The organism is Pseudomonas sp. B28(2017) (assembly GCF_002113025.1).
Taxonomy (GTDB): domain Bacteria; phylum Pseudomonadota; class Gammaproteobacteria; order Pseudomonadales; family Pseudomonadaceae; genus Aquipseudomonas.
In genome coordinates this window covers 157,508-176,532 of the sequence record NZ_NEJH01000010.1, presented here as the reverse complement: position 1 = coordinate 176,532, position 19,025 = coordinate 157,508, and the positions used below count along the sequence as shown (strand labels likewise).

Annotated in this window: 31 protein-coding genes; all 31 read left to right on the top strand. The window is 54.8% G+C overall.

The window, feature by feature from the left end:
- Positions 1 to 25 precede the first annotated feature (25 nt).
- The 31 genes from fusA (at position 26) to CAF65_RS22255 (ending at position 18,912) form a co-directional block, all read left to right on the top strand.
- On the top strand, positions 26 to 2,131 hold the full coding sequence (gene fusA, locus CAF65_RS22400; protein ID WP_085718228.1) for an elongation factor G: 2,106 nt from the start codon (positions 26 to 28) through the stop codon (positions 2,129 to 2,131).
- 30 nt (positions 2,132 to 2,161) lie between these two features.
- Positions 2,162 to 3,355, top strand: a complete 1,194-nt coding sequence (gene tuf / locus CAF65_RS22395) for an elongation factor Tu (protein ID WP_085718227.1) — start codon at positions 2,162 to 2,164, stop codon at positions 3,353 to 3,355.
- A gap of 158 nt (positions 3,356 to 3,513) precedes the next feature.
- Entirely contained in the window at positions 3,514 to 3,825 is a 312-nt protein-coding gene (rpsJ, locus tag CAF65_RS22390; protein ID WP_003186070.1) for a 30S ribosomal protein S10, read from the top strand.
- A gap of 80 nt (positions 3,826 to 3,905) precedes the next feature.
- On the top strand, positions 3,906 to 4,541 hold the full coding sequence (gene rplC / locus CAF65_RS22385) for a 50S ribosomal protein L3 (RefSeq protein ID WP_085718226.1): 636 nt from the start codon (positions 3,906 to 3,908) through the stop codon (positions 4,539 to 4,541).
- Positions 4,542 to 4,553: 12 nt separating this feature from the next.
- On the top strand, positions 4,554 to 5,156 hold the full coding sequence (gene rplD / locus CAF65_RS22380) for a 50S ribosomal protein L4 (RefSeq protein ID WP_058436289.1): 603 nt from the start codon (positions 4,554 to 4,556) through the stop codon (positions 5,154 to 5,156).
- Positions 5,153 to 5,452, top strand: a complete 300-nt coding sequence (rplW, locus tag CAF65_RS22375) for a 50S ribosomal protein L23 (protein WP_002555488.1) — start codon at positions 5,153 to 5,155, stop codon at positions 5,450 to 5,452. The genes rplD and rplW overlap by 4 nt, the downstream gene beginning before the upstream one ends.
- A 14-nt stretch (positions 5,453 to 5,466) precedes the next feature.
- Positions 5,467 to 6,291 (top strand): 50S ribosomal protein L2, encoded by an 825-nt coding sequence (gene rplB / locus CAF65_RS22370; RefSeq protein ID WP_016772943.1) that lies wholly within the window; start codon positions 5,467 to 5,469, stop codon positions 6,289 to 6,291.
- 16 nt (positions 6,292 to 6,307) lie between these two features.
- Positions 6,308 to 6,583 carry a 30S ribosomal protein S19 gene (rpsS, locus tag CAF65_RS22365; RefSeq protein ID WP_002555486.1) on the top strand — a complete coding sequence of 92 codons (276 nt, stop codon included), beginning with the start codon at positions 6,308 to 6,310 and terminating at the stop codon, positions 6,581 to 6,583.
- Between the two features lie 11 nt (positions 6,584 to 6,594).
- Positions 6,595 to 6,927: a 50S ribosomal protein L22 gene (rplV, locus tag CAF65_RS22360; RefSeq protein ID WP_003103908.1), complete on the top strand. Its 333-nt coding sequence runs from the start codon at positions 6,595 to 6,597 to the stop codon at positions 6,925 to 6,927.
- Between the two features lie 13 nt (positions 6,928 to 6,940).
- Positions 6,941 to 7,627 carry a 30S ribosomal protein S3 gene (rpsC, locus tag CAF65_RS22355; protein WP_007924192.1) on the top strand — a complete coding sequence of 229 codons (687 nt, stop codon included), beginning with the start codon at positions 6,941 to 6,943 and terminating at the stop codon, positions 7,625 to 7,627.
- A gap of 12 nt (positions 7,628 to 7,639) precedes the next feature.
- Positions 7,640 to 8,053, top strand: coding sequence for a 50S ribosomal protein L16 (gene rplP / locus CAF65_RS22350; protein ID WP_003228729.1), 414 nt, complete (start codon positions 7,640 to 7,642; stop codon positions 8,051 to 8,053).
- Positions 8,053 to 8,244 carry a 50S ribosomal protein L29 gene (rpmC, locus tag CAF65_RS22345; protein WP_002555481.1) on the top strand — a complete coding sequence of 64 codons (192 nt, stop codon included), beginning with the start codon at positions 8,053 to 8,055 and terminating at the stop codon, positions 8,242 to 8,244. Before rplP ends, rpmC begins: the two co-directional genes overlap by 1 nt.
- Positions 8,245 to 8,246: 2 nt before the next feature.
- A complete protein-coding gene (gene rpsQ, locus CAF65_RS22340; RefSeq protein WP_003176419.1) occupies positions 8,247 to 8,513 on the top strand; it encodes a 30S ribosomal protein S17 in 267 nt (88 codons plus the stop codon).
- Positions 8,514 to 8,536: 23 nt separating this feature from the next.
- A complete protein-coding gene (gene rplN, locus CAF65_RS22335) occupies positions 8,537 to 8,905 on the top strand; it encodes a 50S ribosomal protein L14 (RefSeq protein ID WP_002555479.1) in 369 nt (122 codons plus the stop codon).
- An 11-nt stretch (positions 8,906 to 8,916) separates the two neighbouring features.
- Positions 8,917 to 9,231, top strand: a complete 315-nt coding sequence (gene rplX / locus CAF65_RS22330; RefSeq protein ID WP_003186046.1) for a 50S ribosomal protein L24 — start codon at positions 8,917 to 8,919, stop codon at positions 9,229 to 9,231.
- 20 nt (positions 9,232 to 9,251) lie between these two features.
- The gene (gene rplE / locus CAF65_RS22325; protein ID WP_003210069.1) at positions 9,252 to 9,791 is read left to right on the top strand and encodes a 50S ribosomal protein L5; all 540 of its coding nucleotides are present in this window, start codon (positions 9,252 to 9,254) and stop codon (positions 9,789 to 9,791) included.
- A gap of 13 nt (positions 9,792 to 9,804) precedes the next feature.
- Positions 9,805 to 10,110 carry a 30S ribosomal protein S14 gene (gene rpsN / locus CAF65_RS22320; protein ID WP_003176414.1) on the top strand — a complete coding sequence of 102 codons (306 nt, stop codon included), beginning with the start codon at positions 9,805 to 9,807 and terminating at the stop codon, positions 10,108 to 10,110.
- A 210-nt stretch (positions 10,111 to 10,320) separates the two neighbouring features.
- Positions 10,321 to 10,713, top strand: a complete 393-nt coding sequence (gene rpsH, locus CAF65_RS22315) for a 30S ribosomal protein S8 (protein ID WP_003186040.1) — start codon at positions 10,321 to 10,323, stop codon at positions 10,711 to 10,713.
- A 12-nt stretch (positions 10,714 to 10,725) separates the two neighbouring features.
- Positions 10,726 to 11,259, top strand: a complete 534-nt coding sequence (gene rplF, locus CAF65_RS22310) for a 50S ribosomal protein L6 (protein ID WP_011336170.1) — start codon at positions 10,726 to 10,728, stop codon at positions 11,257 to 11,259.
- A 10-nt stretch (positions 11,260 to 11,269) separates the two neighbouring features.
- Positions 11,270 to 11,620, top strand: a complete 351-nt coding sequence (gene rplR, locus CAF65_RS22305; protein ID WP_003186037.1) for a 50S ribosomal protein L18 — start codon at positions 11,270 to 11,272, stop codon at positions 11,618 to 11,620.
- Positions 11,621 to 11,623: 3 nt separating this feature from the next.
- Positions 11,624 to 12,124: a 30S ribosomal protein S5 gene (rpsE, locus tag CAF65_RS22300; RefSeq protein WP_085718225.1), complete on the top strand. Its 501-nt coding sequence runs from the start codon at positions 11,624 to 11,626 to the stop codon at positions 12,122 to 12,124.
- A 2-nt stretch (positions 12,125 to 12,126) separates the two neighbouring features.
- Positions 12,127 to 12,303, top strand: coding sequence for a 50S ribosomal protein L30 (rpmD, locus tag CAF65_RS22295; RefSeq protein WP_003176408.1), 177 nt, complete (start codon positions 12,127 to 12,129; stop codon positions 12,301 to 12,303).
- A gap of 3 nt (positions 12,304 to 12,306) precedes the next feature.
- A complete protein-coding gene (gene rplO, locus CAF65_RS22290) occupies positions 12,307 to 12,744 on the top strand; it encodes a 50S ribosomal protein L15 (protein WP_003228720.1) in 438 nt (145 codons plus the stop codon).
- Positions 12,745 to 14,073 (top strand): preprotein translocase subunit SecY, encoded by a 1,329-nt coding sequence (gene secY / locus CAF65_RS22285; RefSeq protein WP_003228718.1) that lies wholly within the window; start codon positions 12,745 to 12,747, stop codon positions 14,071 to 14,073.
- Between the two features lie 24 nt (positions 14,074 to 14,097).
- Positions 14,098 to 14,214, top strand: a complete 117-nt coding sequence (gene rpmJ, locus CAF65_RS28215) for a 50S ribosomal protein L36 (RefSeq protein ID WP_002555468.1) — start codon at positions 14,098 to 14,100, stop codon at positions 14,212 to 14,214.
- A gap of 130 nt (positions 14,215 to 14,344) precedes the next feature.
- Positions 14,345 to 14,701: a 30S ribosomal protein S13 gene (rpsM, locus tag CAF65_RS22280; protein ID WP_009045849.1), complete on the top strand. Its 357-nt coding sequence runs from the start codon at positions 14,345 to 14,347 to the stop codon at positions 14,699 to 14,701.
- 30 nt (positions 14,702 to 14,731) lie between these two features.
- The gene (gene rpsK / locus CAF65_RS22275) at positions 14,732 to 15,121 is read left to right on the top strand and encodes a 30S ribosomal protein S11 (RefSeq protein WP_002555466.1); all 390 of its coding nucleotides are present in this window, start codon (positions 14,732 to 14,734) and stop codon (positions 15,119 to 15,121) included.
- A gap of 18 nt (positions 15,122 to 15,139) precedes the next feature.
- Positions 15,140 to 15,760 carry a 30S ribosomal protein S4 gene (rpsD, locus tag CAF65_RS22270; RefSeq protein WP_085718224.1) on the top strand — a complete coding sequence of 207 codons (621 nt, stop codon included), beginning with the start codon at positions 15,140 to 15,142 and terminating at the stop codon, positions 15,758 to 15,760.
- A gap of 22 nt (positions 15,761 to 15,782) precedes the next feature.
- Complete coding sequence (gene rpoA, locus CAF65_RS22265) at positions 15,783 to 16,784, top strand: DNA-directed RNA polymerase subunit alpha (RefSeq protein ID WP_007970428.1); 1,002 nt, start codon at positions 15,783 to 15,785, stop codon at positions 16,782 to 16,784.
- A 42-nt stretch (positions 16,785 to 16,826) separates the two neighbouring features.
- Positions 16,827 to 17,213 (top strand): 50S ribosomal protein L17, encoded by a 387-nt coding sequence (gene rplQ, locus CAF65_RS22260; RefSeq protein WP_007970429.1) that lies wholly within the window; start codon positions 16,827 to 16,829, stop codon positions 17,211 to 17,213.
- Positions 17,214 to 17,457: 244 nt separating this feature from the next.
- On the top strand, positions 17,458 to 18,912 hold the full coding sequence (locus CAF65_RS22255; protein ID WP_085718223.1) for a catalase: 1,455 nt from the start codon (positions 17,458 to 17,460) through the stop codon (positions 18,910 to 18,912).
- Positions 18,913 to 19,025: the final 113 nt, after the last annotated feature.

The window sequence follows — 19,025 nt, the reverse complement described above, 5'->3', positions numbered from 1 at the left end:
GCTTCACTAATTTTGCGAGGGCTTTATGGCTCGTACTACTCCGATTAGCCGTTATCGTAACATCGGTATCGTCGCCCACGTGGATGCTGGTAAAACCACCACCACCGAGCGCGTCCTTTTTTACACCGGCAAAAGTCACAAAATGGGCGAGGTGCATGACGGCGCCGCGACCACAGACTGGATGGTGCAGGAGCAGGAGCGTGGTATTACCATTACTTCTGCTGCTATCACCGCCTTCTGGAAAGGTTCCGAGAAGCAGTACCCGCATGAGCACCGTTTCAACGTCATCGATACCCCGGGTCACGTAGACTTCACTATTGAAGTTGAGCGTTCCCTGCGCGTACTCGACGGCGCTGTCGTTGTGTTCTGTGGTACTTCGGGTGTTGAGCCTCAGTCGGAAACCGTATGGCGTCAAGCCAACAAGTACGGCGTTCCACGTCTTGTTTATGTAAACAAGATGGACCGTGCTGGCGCCAACTTCCTGCGCGTTATCGGTCAGATCAAGCAGCGTCTGGGTCACACTCCGGTGCCGATCCAGCTGGCTATCGGTTCGGAAGACAACTTCCAGGGCCAGATCGACCTGATCAACATGCAGGCTGTTTACTGGAACGACTCTGACAAGGGTATGGTTCCTGTTCGCAAGGAGATCCCTGCGGACATGCTCGAGCTGGCCACCGAGTGGCGCAGCAACATGGTTGAGGCTGCGGCCGAAGCCAGCGAAGAGCTGATGAACAAGTACCTGGAAGGTGAAGAGCTTTCGATCGCAGAGATCAAGGCTGCTTTGCGTCAGCGTACTATCGCCGGTGAAATCGTTCTGGCTGTTTGCGGTTCTTCCTTCAAGAACAAGGGTGTTCCCCTGGTTCTCGACGCCGTTATCGACTTCTTGCCTGCTCCAACCGACATTCCTGCTATCAAGGGTTCCAACCCGGATAACGAGGAAGAGGAAATGGAGCGTCATGCAAGTGACGAGGAGCCTTTCGCGGCTCTGGCATTCAAGATCGCTACCGACCCATTCGTGGGTACCTTGACCTTTGTTCGCGTTTATTCGGGTGTGCTGAACTCCGGTGACGGTGTGATCAACTCGGTTAAAGGCAAGAAAGAGCGCGTGGGTCGTATGGTGCAAATGCACGCAAACGCCCGTGAAGAGATCAAGGAAGTTCGCGCTGGTGACATCGCGGCCTTGATCGGCATGAAGGACGTCACTACTGGCGAGACTTTGTGCAACGCCGACAAGCCAATCATCCTGGTTCGCATGGACTTCCCGGAGCCGGTTATTTCGGTTGCCGTAGAGCCTAAGACCAAGGATGACCAGGAAAAAATGGGTATCGCTCTGGGCAAGCTTGCTCAGGAAGACCCTTCTTTCCGCGTCAAGACTGATGAAGAGACTGGTCAAACGATCATCTCCGGCATGGGCGAGCTGCACCTGGACATCCTGGTTGACCGGATGCGCCGTGAGTTCAACGTCGAAGCCAACATCGGTAAGCCTCAGGTTTCCTATCGTGAGCGCATCACGAAGAGCTGCGAAATCGAAGGCAAGTTCGTTCGTCAGTCCGGTGGTCGTGGCCAGTTCGGTCATTGCTGGATTCGTTTTGCGCCTGCTGACGAAGGTCAGGAAGGTCTGCAATTCTTGAACGAAGTGGTGGGTGGTGTGGTTCCTAAGGAATACATCCCGGCGATCCAGAAGGGCATCGAAGAGCAGATGAAGAACGGCGTTGTTGCCGGCTATCCGCTGATCGGCCTGAAGGCTACCGTGTTTGATGGTTCTTACCACGACGTCGACTCCAACGAGATGGCGTTTAAGGTGGCTGCTTCCATGGCGACCAAGCAACTGGCCCAGAAGGGCGGTGGTGAGTTGCTCGAGCCGATCATGGCGGTAGAGGTTGTTACGCCTGAAGACTATATGGGTGATGTGATGGGCGACCTTAACCGTCGTCGTGGCATGATCCAGGGTATGGAAGACACGGTGTCCGGCAAGGTGATTCGTGCCGAGGTTCCGCTGGGTGAGATGTTCGGTTATGCGACCGACGTTCGTTCCATGTCCCAGGGTCGCGCAAGCTACTCTATGGAATTCAAAAAATACGAAACAGCTCCGTCGCACATCGTCGAAACTGTAACCAAAAAACAAGGCTGATTCAGTCCTTTAGGCAAGGAGTTAATTGTCGTGGCTAAAGAAAAATTTGATCGTTCCCTACCGCACGTCAACGTTGGCACCATCGGTCACGTTGACCACGGTAAAACCACTCTGACCGCTGCTCTGACTCGCGTTTGCTCCGAAGTTTTCGGTTCTGCAATCGTTGAATTCGACAAGATCGACAGCGCGCCAGAAGAAAAAGCTCGTGGTATCACCATTAACACCGCGCACGTCGAGTACAACTCGAACATTCGTCACTACGCTCACGTTGACTGCCCAGGTCACGCTGACTACGTGAAGAACATGATCACTGGTGCTGCCCAGATGGACGGCGCGATCCTGGTTTGCTCGGCCGCTGATGGTCCGATGCCGCAAACTCGTGAGCACATCCTGCTGTCCCGTCAGGTAGGCGTTCCGTACATCGTGGTTTTCCTGAACAAGGCTGACCTGGTAGACGACGCTGAGCTGCTGGAACTGGTAGAGATGGAAGTGCGCGACCTGCTGAGCACTTACGACTTCCCAGGTGATGACACTCCAATCATCATCGGTTCCGCTCGTATGGCGCTGGAAGGCAAAGACGACAACGAAATGGGTACTACCGCTGTTAAGAAGCTGGTAGAAACTCTGGATACCTACATTCCAGAGCCAGAGCGTGCTATCGACAAGCCGTTCCTGATGCCAATCGAAGACGTATTCTCGATCTCTGGTCGCGGTACTGTTGTAACTGGCCGTATCGAGCGCGGTATCGTTCGCGTACAAGACCCACTGGAAATCGTTGGTCTGCGTGACACTAGCACCACCACCTGCACCGGTGTTGAGATGTTCCGCAAGCTGCTGGACGAAGGTCGTGCTGGCGAGAACTGCGGCGTTCTGCTGCGTGGTACCAAGCGTGATGACGTTGAGCGTGGTCAGGTTCTGGTTAAGCCTGGTTCGGTTAAGCCGCACACCAAGTTCACCGCAGAAGTTTACGTTCTGAGCAAGGAAGAAGGCGGTCGTCACACTCCGTTCTTCAAAGGCTACCGTCCACAGTTCTACTTCCGTACTACTGACGTGACTGGTAACTGCGAGCTGCCAGAAGGCGTTGAAATGGTAATGCCAGGTGACAACATTCAGATGACTGTTACCCTGATCAAAACCATCGCGATGGAAGACGGTCTGCGTTTCGCTATTCGTGAAGGCGGTCGTACCGTCGGCGCTGGCGTCGTAGCCAAAATCATCGAGTAAGCTTCTCTTTTGAGATAGCTTCGATGCTTTGAAAAAGCCCCCGCTCAGCGGGGGCTTTTTTATTGGGTTGACACCTATGTGGGGCGTCTATAGAATTGCGCCTCCTTTTAACGGGCGTATTGCGCCCGGTGGGAATAGCAGCCGGAGTCTGAAATCCAATGCAAAATCAGCAAATCCGTATCAGGTTGAAGGCTTTCGACCATCGCCTGATCGACCAATCAACCCAGGAAATCGTGGAAACCGCGAAACGTACTGGTGCTCAAGTGCGTGGTCCAATTCCACTGCCTACCCGTAAAGAGCGGTTCACCGTTCTGGTCTCCCCGCACGTCAACAAAGACGCGCGTGACCAGTACGAGATCCGTACTCATAAGCGCGTTCTGGACATCGTCCAGCCAACGGATAAAACCGTTGATGCACTTATGAAGCTTGATCTTGCGGCCGGTGTGGAAGTGCAGATCAGCCTCGGCTAAGACTCGGTCTTGGTCGTGTAACGCTCTGAAATGGGCGGCCATAGCGGGTGAAAGCCCCGTACACTCATGAGGTTTACAACATGACTATTGGTGTAGTCGGTCGTAAATGCGGTATGACCCGTATTTTCACCGAAGAAGGTGTCTCCATTCCGGTCACGGTCATTGAGATCGAGCCGAATCGCGTCACCCAGTTCAAAACTGAAGAGATCGATGGCTATCGTGCAGTGCAGGTCACTGTCGGCGAGCGTCGCGCTTCGCGTGTAACAGCAGCTCAGGCTGGCCACTTCGCCAAGGCGAACGTTGCCGCTGGTCGCACCGTAATGGAGTTCCGCCTTGAAGAAGGCGAATACCAGGCTGGCGATCTGATCAATGCTGAAATCTTCGCCGCTGGTCAACTGGTTGATGTAACCGGTCAGTCCAAGGGTAAAGGCTTTCAGGGTACGATCAAGCGTTGGAACTTCCGCGGGCAAGATAACACCCACGGTAACTCCGTATCCCACCGCGTTCCAGGCTCTATCGGCCAGTGCCAGACTCCTGGTCGTGTATTCAAGGGCAAGAAAATGTCCGGTCATATGGGCGCTGAGCGCGTGACCGTACAGTCCCTCGAAGTAGTGCGCGTGGACGCTGAACGCAATCTGTTGTTGGTCAAGGGCGCTGTTCCTGGCGCTACTGGCGGCAACTTGGTTGTACGTCCAGCAGCCAAGGCTCGCGGTTAAGGGGAAGCTGACATGCAATTAAATGTAAATGACGCTCAAGCGATCGAAGTTTCCGAACTGACATTTGGCGGCGAATTCAACGAGACGCTGGTTCACCAAGCAGTCGTGGCCTACATGGCTGGCGGCCGTCAAGGTAGCAAGCAGCAAAAGACCCGTTCCGACGTTTCCGGCGGTGGTAAGCGCCCGTGGCGTCAGAAAGGTACTGGCCGTGCTCGTGCCGGTACTATCCGTAGCCCAATCTGGCGTGGCGGCGGCACCACTTTCGCAGCTCGTCCTCAGGATCACTCCCAGAAGCTGAACAAGAAGATGTATCGCGCAGCAATGCGTTCCATCCTTGCTGAGCTGGTGCGTACTGATCGCCTGGTCGTGGTTCAGGACTTCGCCGTTGAAACGCCGAAAACCAAAGACCTGCTGGGCAAGCTGAACAGCATGAGCCTGACCGACGTTCTGATCGTGTCGGACGCTGTTGATCAGAACCTGTACCTGGCTGCTCGCAACCTGCCGCACGTTGATGTACGTGATGTGCAAGGTTCCGATCCAGTTAGTCTGATCGCATACGACAAGGTGTTGATCACCGTGTCGGCCGTGAAGAAATTCGAGGAGCTGCTGGGATGAACCAGGAACGCGTATTTAAAGTTCTGCTTGGCCCGCACGTTTCCGAGAAGGCTACGGTTCTGGCGGACAAGAAAGGTCAGTTCGTTTTCAAGGTTGCGACTGATGCAACCAAGCTGGAAATCAAGAAGGCCGTCGAAAGCCTGTTCAGCGTGAAAGTAGAGCGTGTTACTACCCTGAATGTTCTGGGTAAGAGCAAGCGCACTGCTCGCGGTCTGGGCAAGCGTAATGACTGGAAGAAGGCAGTTATCTCCCTTCAGCCAGGCCAAGATCTCGATTTCAGCAGCAGTGCTGAGTAAGGAAGGGGTGCATCATGGCAATCGTTAAATGCAAACCGACTTCCCCTGGCCGCCGTTTTGTGGTCAAGGTGGTCAACCAGGAGCTGCATAAAGGCGCTCCTCACGCACCGCTGCTCGAGAAGAAATCGAAGTCTGGTGGTCGTAACAACAATGGCCGTATTACCACTCGTCACATCGGTGGTGGTCATAAGCAGCATTACCGTATGGTCGATTTTCGTCGCAACGACAAAGATGGCATCGTCGCCACTGTCGAGCGTATCGAATACGATCCAAACCGTACTGCTCACATCGCACTGCTCTGCTACGCAGACGGCGAGCGCCGCTACATCATCGCCCCTAAAGGCGTGAGTGCTGGCGATCAGCTGATCGCAGGTGCTCTGGCTCCAATCAAGCCGGGCAACGCTCTGCAACTGCGCAACATTCCAGTCGGTTCTACCGTACACGGCATCGAACTGAAGCCAGGCAAAGGCGCACAGATCGCTCGTTCCGCTGGTGCTTCGGCTCAGCTGATCGCTCGTGAAGGTGTGTACGTTACCCTGCGTCTGCGTTCCGGTGAAATGCGTAAAGTGCTGGCTGAATGCCGTGCGACCCTGGGCGAAGTCTCGAACTCCGAGCACAGCCTGCGTTCGCTGGGTAAAGCTGGTGCCAAACGCTGGCGTGGCGTTCGCCCAACCGTTCGTGGTGTTGCCATGAACCCGGTTGACCACCCACATGGTGGTGGTGAAGGTCGTACCTCTGGTGGTCGTCATCCGGTATCGCCATGGGGCTTCCCGACTAAGGGCGCGAAGACTCGTGGTAATAAGCGTACCGACAAAATGATCGTCCGTCGTCGCAAGTAAATAGAGGGATACGACAGTGCCACGTTCTCTGAAAAAAGGTCCTTTTATCGATCTTCACCTACTGAAGAAGATCGAAGTGGCGGCGGAAAAGAACGATCGCAAACCAGTGAAAACCTGGTCGCGCCGTTCGATGATCCTGCCACAAATGGTCGGTCTGACCATTGCAGTACACAACGGTCGTCAGCACGTCCCAGTTCTCGTGAACGAAGACATGGTCGGCCACAAACTGGGCGAGTTCGCCGGTACCCGCACTTATCGCGGGCACGTGGCAGACAAGAAAGCCAAGCGTTAAGGGGTTAGGAAATGGAAGTAGCCGCTAAGTTGTCGGGCGCTCGAATCTCCGCCCAGAAAGCCCGCTTGGTCGCCGACCAGATCCGCGGGAAGAAGGTGGGCGAAGCGCTCAACCTGTTGGCTTTCAGCAGTAAGAAAGCCGCCGAGATCATGAAGAAAGTGCTGGAGTCGGCCGTAGCCAACGCCGAGCATAACGAAGGCGCAGACGTTGATGACCTGAAGGTCAGCACCGTTTTCGTCAACGAAGGGCGTTCGCTGAAGCGCATCATGCCGCGTGCCAAGGGCCGTGCTGATCGCATCGTCAAGCGGTCTTGCCATATCACTGTCAAGGTTGCTGACAAGTAACGGAGTCGAAGAGATGGGTCAGAAAGTACATCCCATTGGCATTCGCCTGGGAATCGTCAAGGAGCACACCTCCGTCTGGTACGCAGACGGTCGGACTTATGCGGACTATTTGCTCGCAGATCTGAATGTGCGTGAGTATCTCCAAGACAAACTAAAAAGCGCGTCCGTAAGCCGTATCGATATCCATCGTCCGGCCCAAACTGCACGCATCACCATCCACACCGCTCGTCCAGGTATCGTTATCGGGAAGAAAGGTGAAGATGTTGAGAAACTGCGCCAGGACCTGACCAAGCAAATGGGTGTGCCTGTGCACATCAATATCGAAGAGATCCGCAAGCCGGAGCTCGACGGTATGCTGGTTGCGCAGAGCGTAGCTCAGCAGCTGGAGCGTCGCGTAATGTTCCGTCGCGCCATGAAGCGCGCTGTACAGAACGCCATGCGCATTGGTGCCAAAGGCATCAAAATCCAAGTGAGCGGTCGTCTCGGCGGTGCTGAAATCGCACGTACTGAATGGTATCGCGAAGGTCGTGTGCCACTGCACACCCTGCGTGCCGATATCGACTATGCCACCTACGAAGCTCACACCACCTACGGTGTGATCGGTGTGAAGGTTTGGATCTTCAAGGGCGAAGTAATTGGTGGTCGCCAAGAAGAACTGAAACCACAAGCACCAGCGCCTCGTAAAAAAGCTGCTAAGTAAGGGGTACGCAAAATGTTGCAACCAAAGCGTACGAAGTTCCGCAAGCAGATGACCGGCCACAACCGTGGTCTGGCGCTGCGCGGTAGCAAGGTCAGCTTCGGCGAGTTCGCGCTGAAGTCTGTTGCTCGCGGTCGTCTCACCGCTCGTCAGATCGAGTCGGCGCGTCGTGCTCTGACCCGTCACGTAAAACGTGGCGGCAAGATCTGGATCCGTGTATTCCCGGACAAGCCTATTTCCAAAAAGCCACTCGAAGTTCGGATGGGTAAAGGTAAGGGTAACGTCGAATACTGGGTTGCCCAGATTCAGCCAGGCAAAGTCCTGTATGAAATCGAGGGTGTTTCTGAAGAGCTGGCGCGTGAGGCTTTCGCCCTGGCTGCTGCAAAGCTGCCGCTCGCCACCTCCTTTGTTAAACGGACGGTGATGTGATGAAAGCGAATGAACTTCGTGAAAAATCCGCACAGCAGCTGAACGAGCAACTGCTCGGCTTGCTGCGCGACCAGTTCAATCTGCGTATGCAGAAAGCAACTGGCCAGTTGGGGCAGTCTCATCTGCTCTCGCAAGTTAAGCGTGACATCGCTCGCGTGAAGACTGTGCTCAACCAGCAGGCAGGTAAGTAATCATGGCTGAAGCCGAAAAGACTGTCCGTACGCTGACTGGCCGTGTTGTCAGCGACAAGATGGACAAAACCATCACCGTTCTGATCGAGCGTCGCGTTAAGCACCCGATCTACGGTAAATACGTTAAGCGTTCGACTAAGCTGCACGCGCACGACGAAACCAATCAGTGCCACATCGGCGACAAAGTCACTATTCGTGAAACTCGTCCTTTGGCCAAGACCAAGTCTTGGGCGCTGGTTGATGTTCTCGAACGCGCTGTGGAAGTCTAAGGACTAGGGGTCGGAGAAATTATATGATTCAGACTCAATCCATGCTCGATGTGGCCGATAACAGCGGCGCTCGCCGCGTTATGTGCATCAAGGTGCTGGGTGGCTCCCATCGTCGTTACGCTGGTATCGGTGACATCATCAAGGTTACCGTCAAGGAAGCAATTCCTCGCGGTAAAGTGAAAAAAGGCCAAGTGATGACTGCTGTTGTAGTCCGCACTCGTCACGGCGTACGTCGTGCTGATGGCTCCATTATCCGCTTTGATGGCAACGCTGCTGTTCTGTTGAACAACAAGCAAGAGCCGATCGGCACCCGTATCTTTGGGCCAGTGACCCGTGAGCTTCGTACTGAGAAGTTCATGAAGATCGTCTCGCTCGCCCCAGAAGTGCTGTAAGGAGATCCGACATGCAAAAGATTCGTCGTGATGACGAGATCATCGTGATCGCCGGCAAAGACAAAGGTAAGCGCGGTAAGGTGCTGAAGGTTCTTGCTGACAACCGTCTGGTTGTTGGTGGTCTGAACCTGGTCAAGCGCCATACCAAGCCTAACCCGATGTCGGGCGTACAGGGCGGTATCGTCGAGAAAGAAGCGCCACTGCACGCTTCCAACGTCGCCATCTTCAACGGCGAAACCAACAAGGCTGACCGCGTTGGTTTCAAAGTAGAAGACGGTAAGAAAATTCGTGTCTTCAAGTCGACCCAAAAAGCGGTTGATGCTTGAACACTGCTAGGTAGAAGACCATGGCACGACTAAAAGAGATTTACCGGAAGGAAATCGCACCGAAACTTAAGGAAGAACTTAAGCTTTCGAACGTGATGGAAGTTCCGCGCGTTACCAAAATCACCCTGAACATGGGTCTTGGCGAAGCGATCGGCGACAAAAAAGTCATCGAGCACGCTGTTGCTGACCTGGAAAAGATCACCGGCCAGAAAGTCGTTGTGACCTACGCTCGCAAATCCATCGCAGGCTTTAAAGTCCGTGAAGGTTGGCCGATCGGCGTCAAAGTGACCCTGCGCCGTGAGCGTATGTACGAGTTCCTGGATCGTCTGCTGTCGATCTCCCTGCCTCGGGTTCGCGACTTCCGCGGCCTGAATGCCAAGTCCTTCGATGGTCGTGGCAACTACAGCATGGGCGTGAAAGAGCAGATCATTTTCCCTGAAATCGACTACGACAAGATCGATGCTCTCCGCGGTCTGGACATCACCCTGACCACCACTGCCAAGAACGATGATGAAGGCCGCGCTCTGCTGCGTGCATTCAAATTCCCGTTCCGCAACTGATTGGAGTAGGACCATGGCCAAGATGAGCATGAAAAACCGCGAGCTGAAGCGTCAGCTCACGGTTGCCAAGTACGCCAAGAAGCGTGCAGCACTGAAAGCTATCATCGTTGATCTGAACGCAAGTCCAGAAGCGCGTTGGGAAGCTACAGTTGCTCTGCAGAAGCAGCCACGTGACGCAAGCGCTTCGCGCATGCGTAACCGCTGCCGCCTGACCGGTCGTCCACACGGCGTTTACCGCAAGTTCGGCCTCGGCCGTAACAAGCTGCGTGAAGCTGCCATGCGTGGTGACGTACCGGGTCTGGTTAAAGCCAGCTGGTAAGTACTGTCAAAGTCTCGGTGTCCAGGATCGCAAGATCCTGACCATCGGTGGCCTTGAATCTGGATCAAGCCCCTTTTGGGGCTTGATTCATTTCTGGGGTGTGTCTAGAATACCCGGCTCGCCTGAGCCCGTGTTTTTTAACGCCCGGAGATTCTCGGCGACACGTAATAGCCGCAAGGCTAATTTTTTTGTATTAGGAGCGTCTAGCCCATGAGTATGCAGGACCCGTTAGCGGACATGCTAACTCGTATCCGTAATGCCCAGATGGCTGAAAAGTCCGTCGTAAGCATGCCATCTTCCACGTTGAAGGTGGCTGTTGCCAAAGTCCTGAAGGACGAAGGTTACATTGCGGGTTATCAGATCAGCAGCGAAATCAAACCTCTGCTGTCCATCGAGCTGAAGTACTTCGAAGGCCGTCCGGTTATCGAAGAAGTGAAGCGCGTTAGCCGTCCAGGCCTGCGTCAGTACAAGTCCGTCGATGATCTGCCAAAAGTTCGTGGCGGTCTCGGCGTGTCTATCGTCTCCACCAACAAGGGTGTGATGACTGATCGTGCTGCGCGCGCTGCCGGTGTCGGCGGCGAAGTTCTTTGCACTGTGTTCTAAGGGGGGATAAGCATGTCTCGCGTCGCTAAGAACCCCGTTAAGCTGCCAGCCGGTGTCGAAGTAAAATTCGCAGGCCAACAGCTTTCGGTGAAGGGTGCCAAGGGCACTCTCGAACTGAACGTCCATTCGTCCGTTGAAGTCGTTGAAGAAGCTGGTGAGCTGCGATTTGCTGCTCGCAATGGCGATCAACAAACTCGCGCGATGGCTGGTACCACTCGTGCGTTGGTAAACAATATGGTCCAGGGCGTAAGCCAAGGCTTCGAGCGCAAGCTCCAGCTGGTCGGTGTTGGTTACAAGGCGCAAGCAAAAGGTCAGGTGCTGAACCTGGCTCTTGGCTTCTCGCACCCAGTGGATTACGAACTGCCGGAAGGCATCACCGCTGAGACTCCTAGCCAGACCGATATCCTGATCAAGGGCATCGACAAGCAGCTGGTAGGTCAAGTGGCCGCCGAGATCCGCGACTTCCGTCCACCAGAGCCGTACAAAGGCAAAGGTGTGCGCTACGCGGACGAAGTCGTCCGTCGTAAAGAAGCCAAGAAGAAGTAGGGCATAGCAAATGACCGACAAAAAAGTTACTCGACTGCGTCGCGCTCGCAAAGCACGCCTGAAAATGCACGAACTCGAAGTCGTGCGTCTCTGCGTGTTCCGCTCTTCGCAGCACATCTACGCCCAGGTCATTTCGGCCGACGGCAACAAAGTCCTGGCAAGCGCCTCGACTTTGGATAAAGAACTGCGTGATGGTGCCACCGGCAACATCGACGCGGCCACTAAGGTTGGCCAGCTGGTCGCTACGCGTGCTAAGGCCGCTGGCGTCTCGCAGGTGGCTTTCGACCGCTCTGGCTTCAAGTACCACGGCCGCGTCAAGGCGCTGGCTGATGCTGCTCGTGAAGCTGGGCTGGAGTTCTAAGTTATGTCCAATAACGACCAAAAGCGCGACGAAGGCTACATCGAGAAGCTGGTTCAAGTTAACCGCGTAGCCAAAACCGTTAAAGGCGGCCGTATCTTCACTTTCACCGCGTTGACCGTGGTTGGTGATGGTAAAGGGCGTGTTGGCTTCGGCCGTGGCAAGTCGCGTGAAGTGCCTGCTGCGATCCAGAAGGCAATGGAAGCTGCTCGCCGCAACATGATCCAGGTTGATCTGAACGGTACCACTCTGCAGTACGCAATGAAGTCCGCTCACGGCGCTTCGAAGGTGTACATGCAGCCTGCTTCTGAAGGTACCGGTATCATCGCTGGCGGCGCTATGCGTGCCGTCCTCGAAGTTGCTGGCGTTCAAAACGTTCTGGCTAAGTGCTATGGCTCGACTAACCCGGTAAACGTGGTTCACGCCACTTTCAAGGGTCTGAAGGCTATGCAGTCTCCTGAGTCCATTGCCGCCAAACGTGGCAAAAGCGTGAAGGAGATCATCTGATCATGGCTACCGTAAAAGTTACGCTGATCAAAAGCATGACCGGCCGCATCCCTAACCACAAACTGTGCGTTAAGGGTCTGGGTCTGCGTCGCATCGGTCACACTGTAGAAGTCCAGGATACTCCCGAGAACCGCGGGATGATCAACAAGGCTTACTACATGCTGCGTGTCGAGGGTTAATCGATGAAACTCAATGATCTGAGTCCAGCGCCGGGTTCCCGTCGCGAAAAGCATCGTCCGGGCCGTGGTATCGGTAGTGGTTTGGGTAAGACTGGTGGCCGTGGTCACAAAGGTCAGACTTCCCGCTCCGGTGGCACCATTGCTCCAGGCTTTGAAGGCGGTCAACAGCCGCTGCATCGTCGCCTGCCGAAGTTCGGTTTCGTTTCCCTGAAAGCCATGGACCGTGCAGAAGTGCGTCTGTCCGAGCTGGCTAAAGTGGAAGGCGACATCGTCACCGTGCAGTCCCTGAAAGATGCCAACGTGATCAACGTCAACGTACAGCGTGTGAAAATCATGCTGTCCGGTGAAGTGACTCGCGCTGTCACTATCGGCAAGGGAATCGGCGCCACCAAAGGTGCGCGTGCGGCTATCGAAGCAGCTGGCGGCAAGTTCGAGGAATAAATGGCTAAGCAAGGTGCTCTCTCTGCGCTCGGCAAAGGCGGTATGTCTGAACTCTGGGCTCGTCTGCGTTTTCTGTTCCTGGCGATTATCGTCTACCGAATAGGCGCACACATCCCGGTTCCAGGTATCAACCCGGACCGACTCGCGGACCTGTTTCGACAGAATGAGGGGACCATTCTTAGCTTGTTCAACATGTTTTCCGGCGGCGCGCTGGAACGGATGAGCATCTTTGCACTGGGGATCATGCCGTACATCTCGGCATCGATCATCATGCAGCTGATGACCGCCGTCAGCCCGCAGCTGGAGCAGTTGAAGAAGGAAGGTGAAGCTGGCCGTCGCAAGATCAGCCAGTACACCCGCTACGGCACTGTCGTCCTCGCTCTCGTTCAGGCCATTGGCATGTCCATTGGTCTGGCGGGGCAGGGCGTTGCGTTCACTGGTGACTTTGGCTTCCATTTCGTCGCGGTATCCACATTTGTGGCTGGTGCGATGTTCATGATGTGGCTGGGTGAGCAGATTACTGAGCGTGGTGTTGGCAACGGTATCTCGATGTTGATTTTTTCGGGTATCGTCGCCGGTCTTCCGAGAGCGATCGGGCAGTCTTTCGAGTCTGCGCGTCAGGGTGATATCAACATCTTTGCCCTGGTTGCCATCGGTTTGCTGGCAGTAGCGATTATCGGTTTCGTGGTGTTCATTGAGCGTGGTCAGCGTCGTATCGCTGTTCACTACGCCAAGCGTCAGCAGGGCCGCAAGGTCTTTGCTGCGCAGACTAGCCACTTGCCGCTGAAGGTGAACATGGCCGGTGTTATTCCGGCTATTTTCGCGAGCAGCATTTTGCTGTTCCCGGCTTCGTTGGGTGCCTGGTTCGGCCAGTCTGAAGGTATGGGCTGGTTGCAGGACATCTCGCAGTCGATCGCTCCTGGTCAGCCGTTGAATATTCTGCTGTTTAGTGCAGGGATTATTTTCTTCTGCTTCTTCTATACGGCGTTGATGTTCAATCCGAAAGACGTAGCGGAAAACCTGAAGAAGTCCGGTGCCTTTATTCCGGGCATCCGTCCAGGTGAGCAGTCTGCGCGCTACATTGATGGCGTTCTGACTCGCTTGACCATGTTCGGTGCTCTTTACATGACGGCCGTCTGCCTGTTGCCCCAGTTCCTGGTGGTTGCAGCCAACGTACCGTTCTACCTTGGCGGGACCTCGTTGCTGATCGTGGTCGTGGTTGTGATGGACTTCATGTCCCAAGTACAATCGCACCTCGTTTCGCACCAGTACGAATCCCTGATGAAGAAAGCCAACCTGAAGGGTTACGGCAGCGGCATGCTGCGCTGACCCATAAGGTTCGAGGAGTTGGTGATGAAAGTTCGTGCATCGGTGAAAAAGCTGTGCCGTAACTGCAAGATTATTCGCCGCGAAGGTGTTGTTCGAGTAATTTGCAGCGCGGAACCGCGTCACAAACAGCGCCAAGGCTGAGTGTGATTGTGCTTCAAGCCCGGCAGCTAGTGCGCTGCCGGGTTGATTATTTGTTATTACAGCGATATTATCTCGCGCCCTATTTCTTGGCTTCCGGGGCGTAGGTAGCTGTCAATTGGAGTCCCACTGAATGGCCCGTATTGCAGGCGTTAACATTCCAGATAACAAGCATACTGTTATCTCGCTGACCTACATCTATGGTGTTGGTCGCACTACTGCACAGAAAATTTGTGCAGAGACTGGGGTAAACCCAGCCGCAAAGATCAAGGATCTGAGCGACGAGCAAATTGAACAGCTGCGTGGCGAAGTGGCGAAGTTCACCACTGAAGGTGACCTGCGTCGCGAAATCAACATGAAAATCAAGCGCTTGATGGACCTCGGTTGCTATCGCGGTCTGCGTCATCGTCGTGGTCTGCCAGTACGCGGTCAGCGTACCAAGACCAACGCGCGTACCCGTAAAGGTCCGCGTAAGCCGATCCGCAAGTAATCGCCCCAGCGAATCGACAGGAATTTAATCATGGCAAAACCTGCTGCTCGTCCTCGTAAAAAAGTTAAAAAGACAGTGGTTGATGGCATCGCCCACATCCATGCATCTTTTAACAACACCATCGTGACCATCACCGACCGTCAAGGTAACGCTCTTTCCTGGGCTACCTCCGGTGGTTCGGGTTTCCGCGGTTCCCGCAAGTCCACCCCGTTTGCTGCTCAAGTAGCTGCTGAACGTGCTGGTCAAGCTGCGCTGGAATACGGCCTGAAAAACCTCGACGTCAACGTCAAAGGTCCAGGTCCGGGTCGTGAATCCGCAGTCCGCGCTTTGAACGGCTGTGGCTACAAGATCGCCAGCATCACCGACGTGACGCCAATCCCGCATAACGGGTGCCGTCCGCCGAAGAAGCGCCGCGTGTAATCCAGGAGATTGTAAAGAATGGCTCGTTACATTGGTCCAAAATGCAAACTCGCTCGTCGCGAAGGCACCGATCTCTTCCTGAAGAGCGGCGTGCGCGCGATCGAATCGAAGTGCAACATTGAAGCAGCACCTGGTATCCATGGCCAACGCCGCGGTCGCCAGTCCGACTACGGCACCCAACTGCGTGAAAAGCAGAAGGTCCGTCGTATTTACGGCGTTCTCGAGCGTCAATTCAGCGGCTACTACAAAGAAGCTGCTGGCAAGAAAGGTGCAACCGGTGAGAACCTGCTGCAACTGCTCGAATGCCGTCTGGACAACGTTGTATACCGTATGGGCTTTGGTTCGACTCGTGCCGAATCCCGTCAGCTGGTATCGCACAAGTCGATCAGCGTAAACGGTCAGACCGTTAACGTTCCGTCCTACCAGGTTCGTGCTGGTGACGTGGTTGCTGTTCGCGAGAAAGCAAAAAACCAACTTCGCATTGTCCAAGCTCTCGATCTGTGTGCTCAACGTGGCCGCGTAGAGTGGGTAGAAGTAGACGCTGAGAAGAAGTCGGGCGTTTTCAAGAACGTTCCTGCTCGCAGTGATCTGTCCGCCGACATCAACGAAAGCCTGATTGTCGAGCTCTACTCCAAGTAAGGGCTAGAAAATAGGTGCATCCATGCAGATTTCGGTAAATGAGTTCCTGACACCCCGCCACATTGATGTGCAGGTTGTCAGTCCAACCCGCGCCAAGATTACTCTCGAGCCTCTCGAGCGTGGTTTTGGCCACACCCTGGGCAACGCGCTGCGCCGCATCCTGTTGTCCTCAATGCCCGGCTGCGCAGTAGTCGAGGCCGAGATTGACGGTGTGCTCCACGAGTACAGCGCCATCGAAGGTGTACAGGAAGACGTAATTGAAATCCTGTTGAACCTTAAAGGTCTGGCTATCAAGCTGCATGGCCGTGACGAAGTTACGCTGACCTTGTCGAAGAAGGGTTCGGGGGTGGTTACCGCTGCCGATATTCAGCTGGATCATGATGTCGAGATCGTTAACCCCGATCACGTAATCGCTAACCTGGCGTCTAACGGCGCCCTGAACATGAAGCTCGTAGTAGCTCGTGGTCGTGGTTATGAGCCGGCAGACTCGCGTCAGAGCGATGAAGACGAAAGCCGCAGCATCGGTCGCTTGCAGCTTGACTCTTCGTTCAGCCCGGTTCGCCGTATCGCATACGTGGTGGAAAACGCCCGTGTCGAGCAGCGTACTAACCTGGACAAGCTGGTTATTGATCTGGAAACCAACGGTACTCTGGATCCTGAAGAGGCAATTCGCCGTGCTGCAACCATTCTGCAACAGCAGTTGGCTGCGTTCGTCGACCTCAAGGGTGACAGTGAGCCAGTGGTTGTCGAGCAGGAAGACGAGATCGATCCGATCCTGCTTCGCCCGGTTGACGATCTGGAACTGACTGTACGTTCGGCTAACTGCCTTAAGGCGGAAAACATTTACTACATCGGTGACCTGATTCAGCGTACCGAAGTGGAACTGTTGAAGACTCCGAACCTGGGCAAGAAATCCTTGACTGAAATCAAGGACGTTCTGGCCTCCCGCGGTCTGTCCCTCGGCATGCGCCTCGACAACTGGCCGCCTGCAAGTCTTAAGAAGGACGACAAGGCGACTGCCTGATCGTCGTAATCACCGAACGTAGTGTTTGGTAAGGAATGAACCATGCGTCATCGTAAAAGTGGTCGTCACCTGAGCCGCACCAGCTCGCACCGCAAGGCCATGTTCCAAAACATGGCGGTGTCGCTGTTCGAGCACGAGCTGATCAAAACTACTCTGCCAAAAGCCAAAGAACTGCGCCGCGTTGCCGAGCCGCTGATCACTCTGGCCAAGACAGACAGCGTTGCTAACCGTCGTCTGGCTTTCGACCGTACTCGTTCGAAAGCCATCGTTGGTAAGCTCTTCAACGACCTGGGCAAGCGTTACGCTACCCGTGAGGGTGGCTACCTGCGCATCCTCAAGTGCGGTTTCCGCGCTGGCGACAACGCGCCTATGGCGTACGTCGAGTTGGTTGATCGTGCTACTGCTGGCGAAGCTGTATCCGCCGAGTAAGACGTCAGTCTGAAACAAGGAACCGGGCCTAGTGCCCGGTTTTTTGTGCCTGTAAGAATAAGAAACGCGTCGTTTGTACAAGCGTCTCCTTCGTCTGTGTCGTCATGATGTGACGGGGATGGTCATTAGTATTTATCTATCGATGTCTGCAAGTTAATGAATTTGTAGCTGTCATATTGATGATCAATACTCCTACTCAGCCGATTAGCCGGCAGTTCAAGACCGACAGAGGAAGGAAGATCGCATGAGCCAGAACACAACGCTTACCACTGCCAGCGGCGCTCCTGTTGCCGATAACCAGAATTCCCGTTCCGCCGGCCCTCGTGGCCCGCTGCTGCTCGACGACTTTCACCTGATCGAGAAGCTTGCCCACTTCAACCGTGAAAACATCCCTGAGCGCCGTGTGCACGCCAAAGGCTCGGGTGCTTACGGTACGTTCACCGTGACGCGCGATATCACTCAATACACCAGTGCCAGGCTGTTTGATGCAGTCGGCAAGCAAACCTCCACTTTCCTGCGGTTTTCCACCGTGGGTGGTGAGCGTGGTTCGGCCGATACCGAGCGCGATCCGCGCGGGTTTGCTTTGAAGTTTTACACCGAGGAAGGCAACTGGGACATCGTTGGTAACAACACACCAGTGTTTTTCATTCGCGATCCACTGAAATTTCCAGACTTTATCCACACCCAGAAGCGCTTACCGCAAAGCAACCTGAAGAGTGCCCAGATGATGTGGGACTTCTGGTCGCATTCGCCTGAGGCGTTGCACCAGGTCACCATCCTGTTCTCCGACCGGGGTATTCCTGATGGGTACCGCCACATGCACGGCTTTGGCAGCCACACTTACAGCCTTATCAACGCTCAAGGTGAGCGTCACTGGGTTAAGTGGCACTACAAGACCAAACAGGGGATCAAGAACCTGGCTCCGGCCGAGGCTGCGCGCCTGGCGGGTACTGATCCGGATTATGCCCAGCGCGATTTGTTCAATGCCATCGAACGCGGTGACTTTCCAAAATGGCGCGTGTGCATTCAGATCATGAGTGAGGCTCAGGCGGCGGCGCACTACGAGAATCCGTTTGATGTAACCAAGACTTGGTCACAGAAAGAATTTCCACTGATCGAAGTCGGAGAGCTGGAGCTCAATCGCAATCCGCAGAATTACTTCGCGGAAGTCGAGCAAGCGGCGTTCGGCCCTAGCAATATGGTTCCAGGGGTTGGCCTCTCGCCGGATCGCATGCTGCAAGGTCGGGTGTTCGCCTACGCGGATGCTCACCGCTACCGCGTGGGTACCAACCACCAGCAACTGCCGGTGAACGCACCTCGTAGCCCGGTCAATACGTACCAGCGGGACGGGTCGATGGCCTTTGGAAGTAACGGTGGCGCAGCGCCGAACTATGAGCCAAACAGCTACGTCGAATCGCCTAAGCAGGCGCCTCGTTACGCGGAGCCCGCATTGGCTCTCAGTGGTGCCGCCGATCGTTACGACCACCGTGAAGATACTGATTACTACAGTCATGCCGGCGCGTTGTTTCGTTTGATGTCTGAAGAGCAGAAATCACTGCTGGTCAGTAACATCGCCGGTGCGATGGCGGGTGTGTCGAGTGACGTGGTTGACCGCCAGTTGCAGCATTTCTTCAAGGCCGACCCGGCGTATGGAGAAGCAATCGCAAAGCTGCTCAACGTACAGCTTAACGAAGTCTAAATGAGAAGCAGAACCGCCCTTGTTTGGGCGGTTTTTGCGTTATTTCAACCGATTTTCTCAGAATATCTTCGCTTTTATTGCGTCTTGCGAGTGACGATAGGGGCATGTTGGTT

Bases quoted from the DNA above. Each gene is read 5' to 3' on its own strand.
- fusA (WP_085718228.1), top strand. From the start codon at position 26: ATGGCTCGTACTACTCCGATTAGCCGTTATCGTAACATCGGTATCGTC.
- rpsJ (WP_003186070.1), top strand. From the start codon at position 3,514: ATGCAAAATCAGCAAATCCGTATCAGGTTGAAGGCTTTCGACCATCGC.
- rplC (WP_085718226.1), top strand. From the start codon at position 3,906: ATGACTATTGGTGTAGTCGGTCGTAAATGCGGTATGACCCGTATTTTC.
- rplD (WP_058436289.1), top strand. From the start codon at position 4,554: ATGCAATTAAATGTAAATGACGCTCAAGCGATCGAAGTTTCCGAACTG.
- rplW (WP_002555488.1), top strand. From the start codon at position 5,153: ATGAACCAGGAACGCGTATTTAAAGTTCTGCTTGGCCCGCACGTTTCC.
- rplB (WP_016772943.1), top strand. From the start codon at position 5,467: ATGGCAATCGTTAAATGCAAACCGACTTCCCCTGGCCGCCGTTTTGTG.
- rplV (WP_003103908.1), top strand. From the start codon at position 6,595: ATGGAAGTAGCCGCTAAGTTGTCGGGCGCTCGAATCTCCGCCCAGAAA.
- rpsC (WP_007924192.1), top strand. From the start codon at position 6,941: ATGGGTCAGAAAGTACATCCCATTGGCATTCGCCTGGGAATCGTCAAG.
- rplP (WP_003228729.1), top strand. From the start codon at position 7,640: ATGTTGCAACCAAAGCGTACGAAGTTCCGCAAGCAGATGACCGGCCAC.
- rpmC (WP_002555481.1), top strand. From the start codon at position 8,053: ATGAAAGCGAATGAACTTCGTGAAAAATCCGCACAGCAGCTGAACGAG.
- rpsQ (WP_003176419.1), top strand. From the start codon at position 8,247: ATGGCTGAAGCCGAAAAGACTGTCCGTACGCTGACTGGCCGTGTTGTC.
- rplN (WP_002555479.1), top strand. From the start codon at position 8,537: ATGATTCAGACTCAATCCATGCTCGATGTGGCCGATAACAGCGGCGCT.
- rplX (WP_003186046.1), top strand. From the start codon at position 8,917: ATGCAAAAGATTCGTCGTGATGACGAGATCATCGTGATCGCCGGCAAA.
- rplE (WP_003210069.1), top strand. From the start codon at position 9,252: ATGGCACGACTAAAAGAGATTTACCGGAAGGAAATCGCACCGAAACTT.
- rpsN (WP_003176414.1), top strand. From the start codon at position 9,805: ATGGCCAAGATGAGCATGAAAAACCGCGAGCTGAAGCGTCAGCTCACG.
- rpsH (WP_003186040.1), top strand. From the start codon at position 10,321: ATGAGTATGCAGGACCCGTTAGCGGACATGCTAACTCGTATCCGTAAT.
- rplF (WP_011336170.1), top strand. From the start codon at position 10,726: ATGTCTCGCGTCGCTAAGAACCCCGTTAAGCTGCCAGCCGGTGTCGAA.
- rplR (WP_003186037.1), top strand. From the start codon at position 11,270: ATGACCGACAAAAAAGTTACTCGACTGCGTCGCGCTCGCAAAGCACGC.
- rpsE (WP_085718225.1), top strand. From the start codon at position 11,624: ATGTCCAATAACGACCAAAAGCGCGACGAAGGCTACATCGAGAAGCTG.
- rpmD (WP_003176408.1), top strand. From the start codon at position 12,127: ATGGCTACCGTAAAAGTTACGCTGATCAAAAGCATGACCGGCCGCATC.
- rplO (WP_003228720.1), top strand. From the start codon at position 12,307: ATGAAACTCAATGATCTGAGTCCAGCGCCGGGTTCCCGTCGCGAAAAG.
- secY (WP_003228718.1), top strand. From the start codon at position 12,745: ATGGCTAAGCAAGGTGCTCTCTCTGCGCTCGGCAAAGGCGGTATGTCT.
- rpmJ (WP_002555468.1), top strand. From the start codon at position 14,098: ATGAAAGTTCGTGCATCGGTGAAAAAGCTGTGCCGTAACTGCAAGATT.
- rpsM (WP_009045849.1), top strand. From the start codon at position 14,345: ATGGCCCGTATTGCAGGCGTTAACATTCCAGATAACAAGCATACTGTT.
- rpsK (WP_002555466.1), top strand. From the start codon at position 14,732: ATGGCAAAACCTGCTGCTCGTCCTCGTAAAAAAGTTAAAAAGACAGTG.
- rpsD (WP_085718224.1), top strand. From the start codon at position 15,140: ATGGCTCGTTACATTGGTCCAAAATGCAAACTCGCTCGTCGCGAAGGC.
- rpoA (WP_007970428.1), top strand. From the start codon at position 15,783: ATGCAGATTTCGGTAAATGAGTTCCTGACACCCCGCCACATTGATGTG.
- rplQ (WP_007970429.1), top strand. From the start codon at position 16,827: ATGCGTCATCGTAAAAGTGGTCGTCACCTGAGCCGCACCAGCTCGCAC.
- CAF65_RS22255 (WP_085718223.1), top strand. From the start codon at position 17,458: ATGAGCCAGAACACAACGCTTACCACTGCCAGCGGCGCTCCTGTTGCC.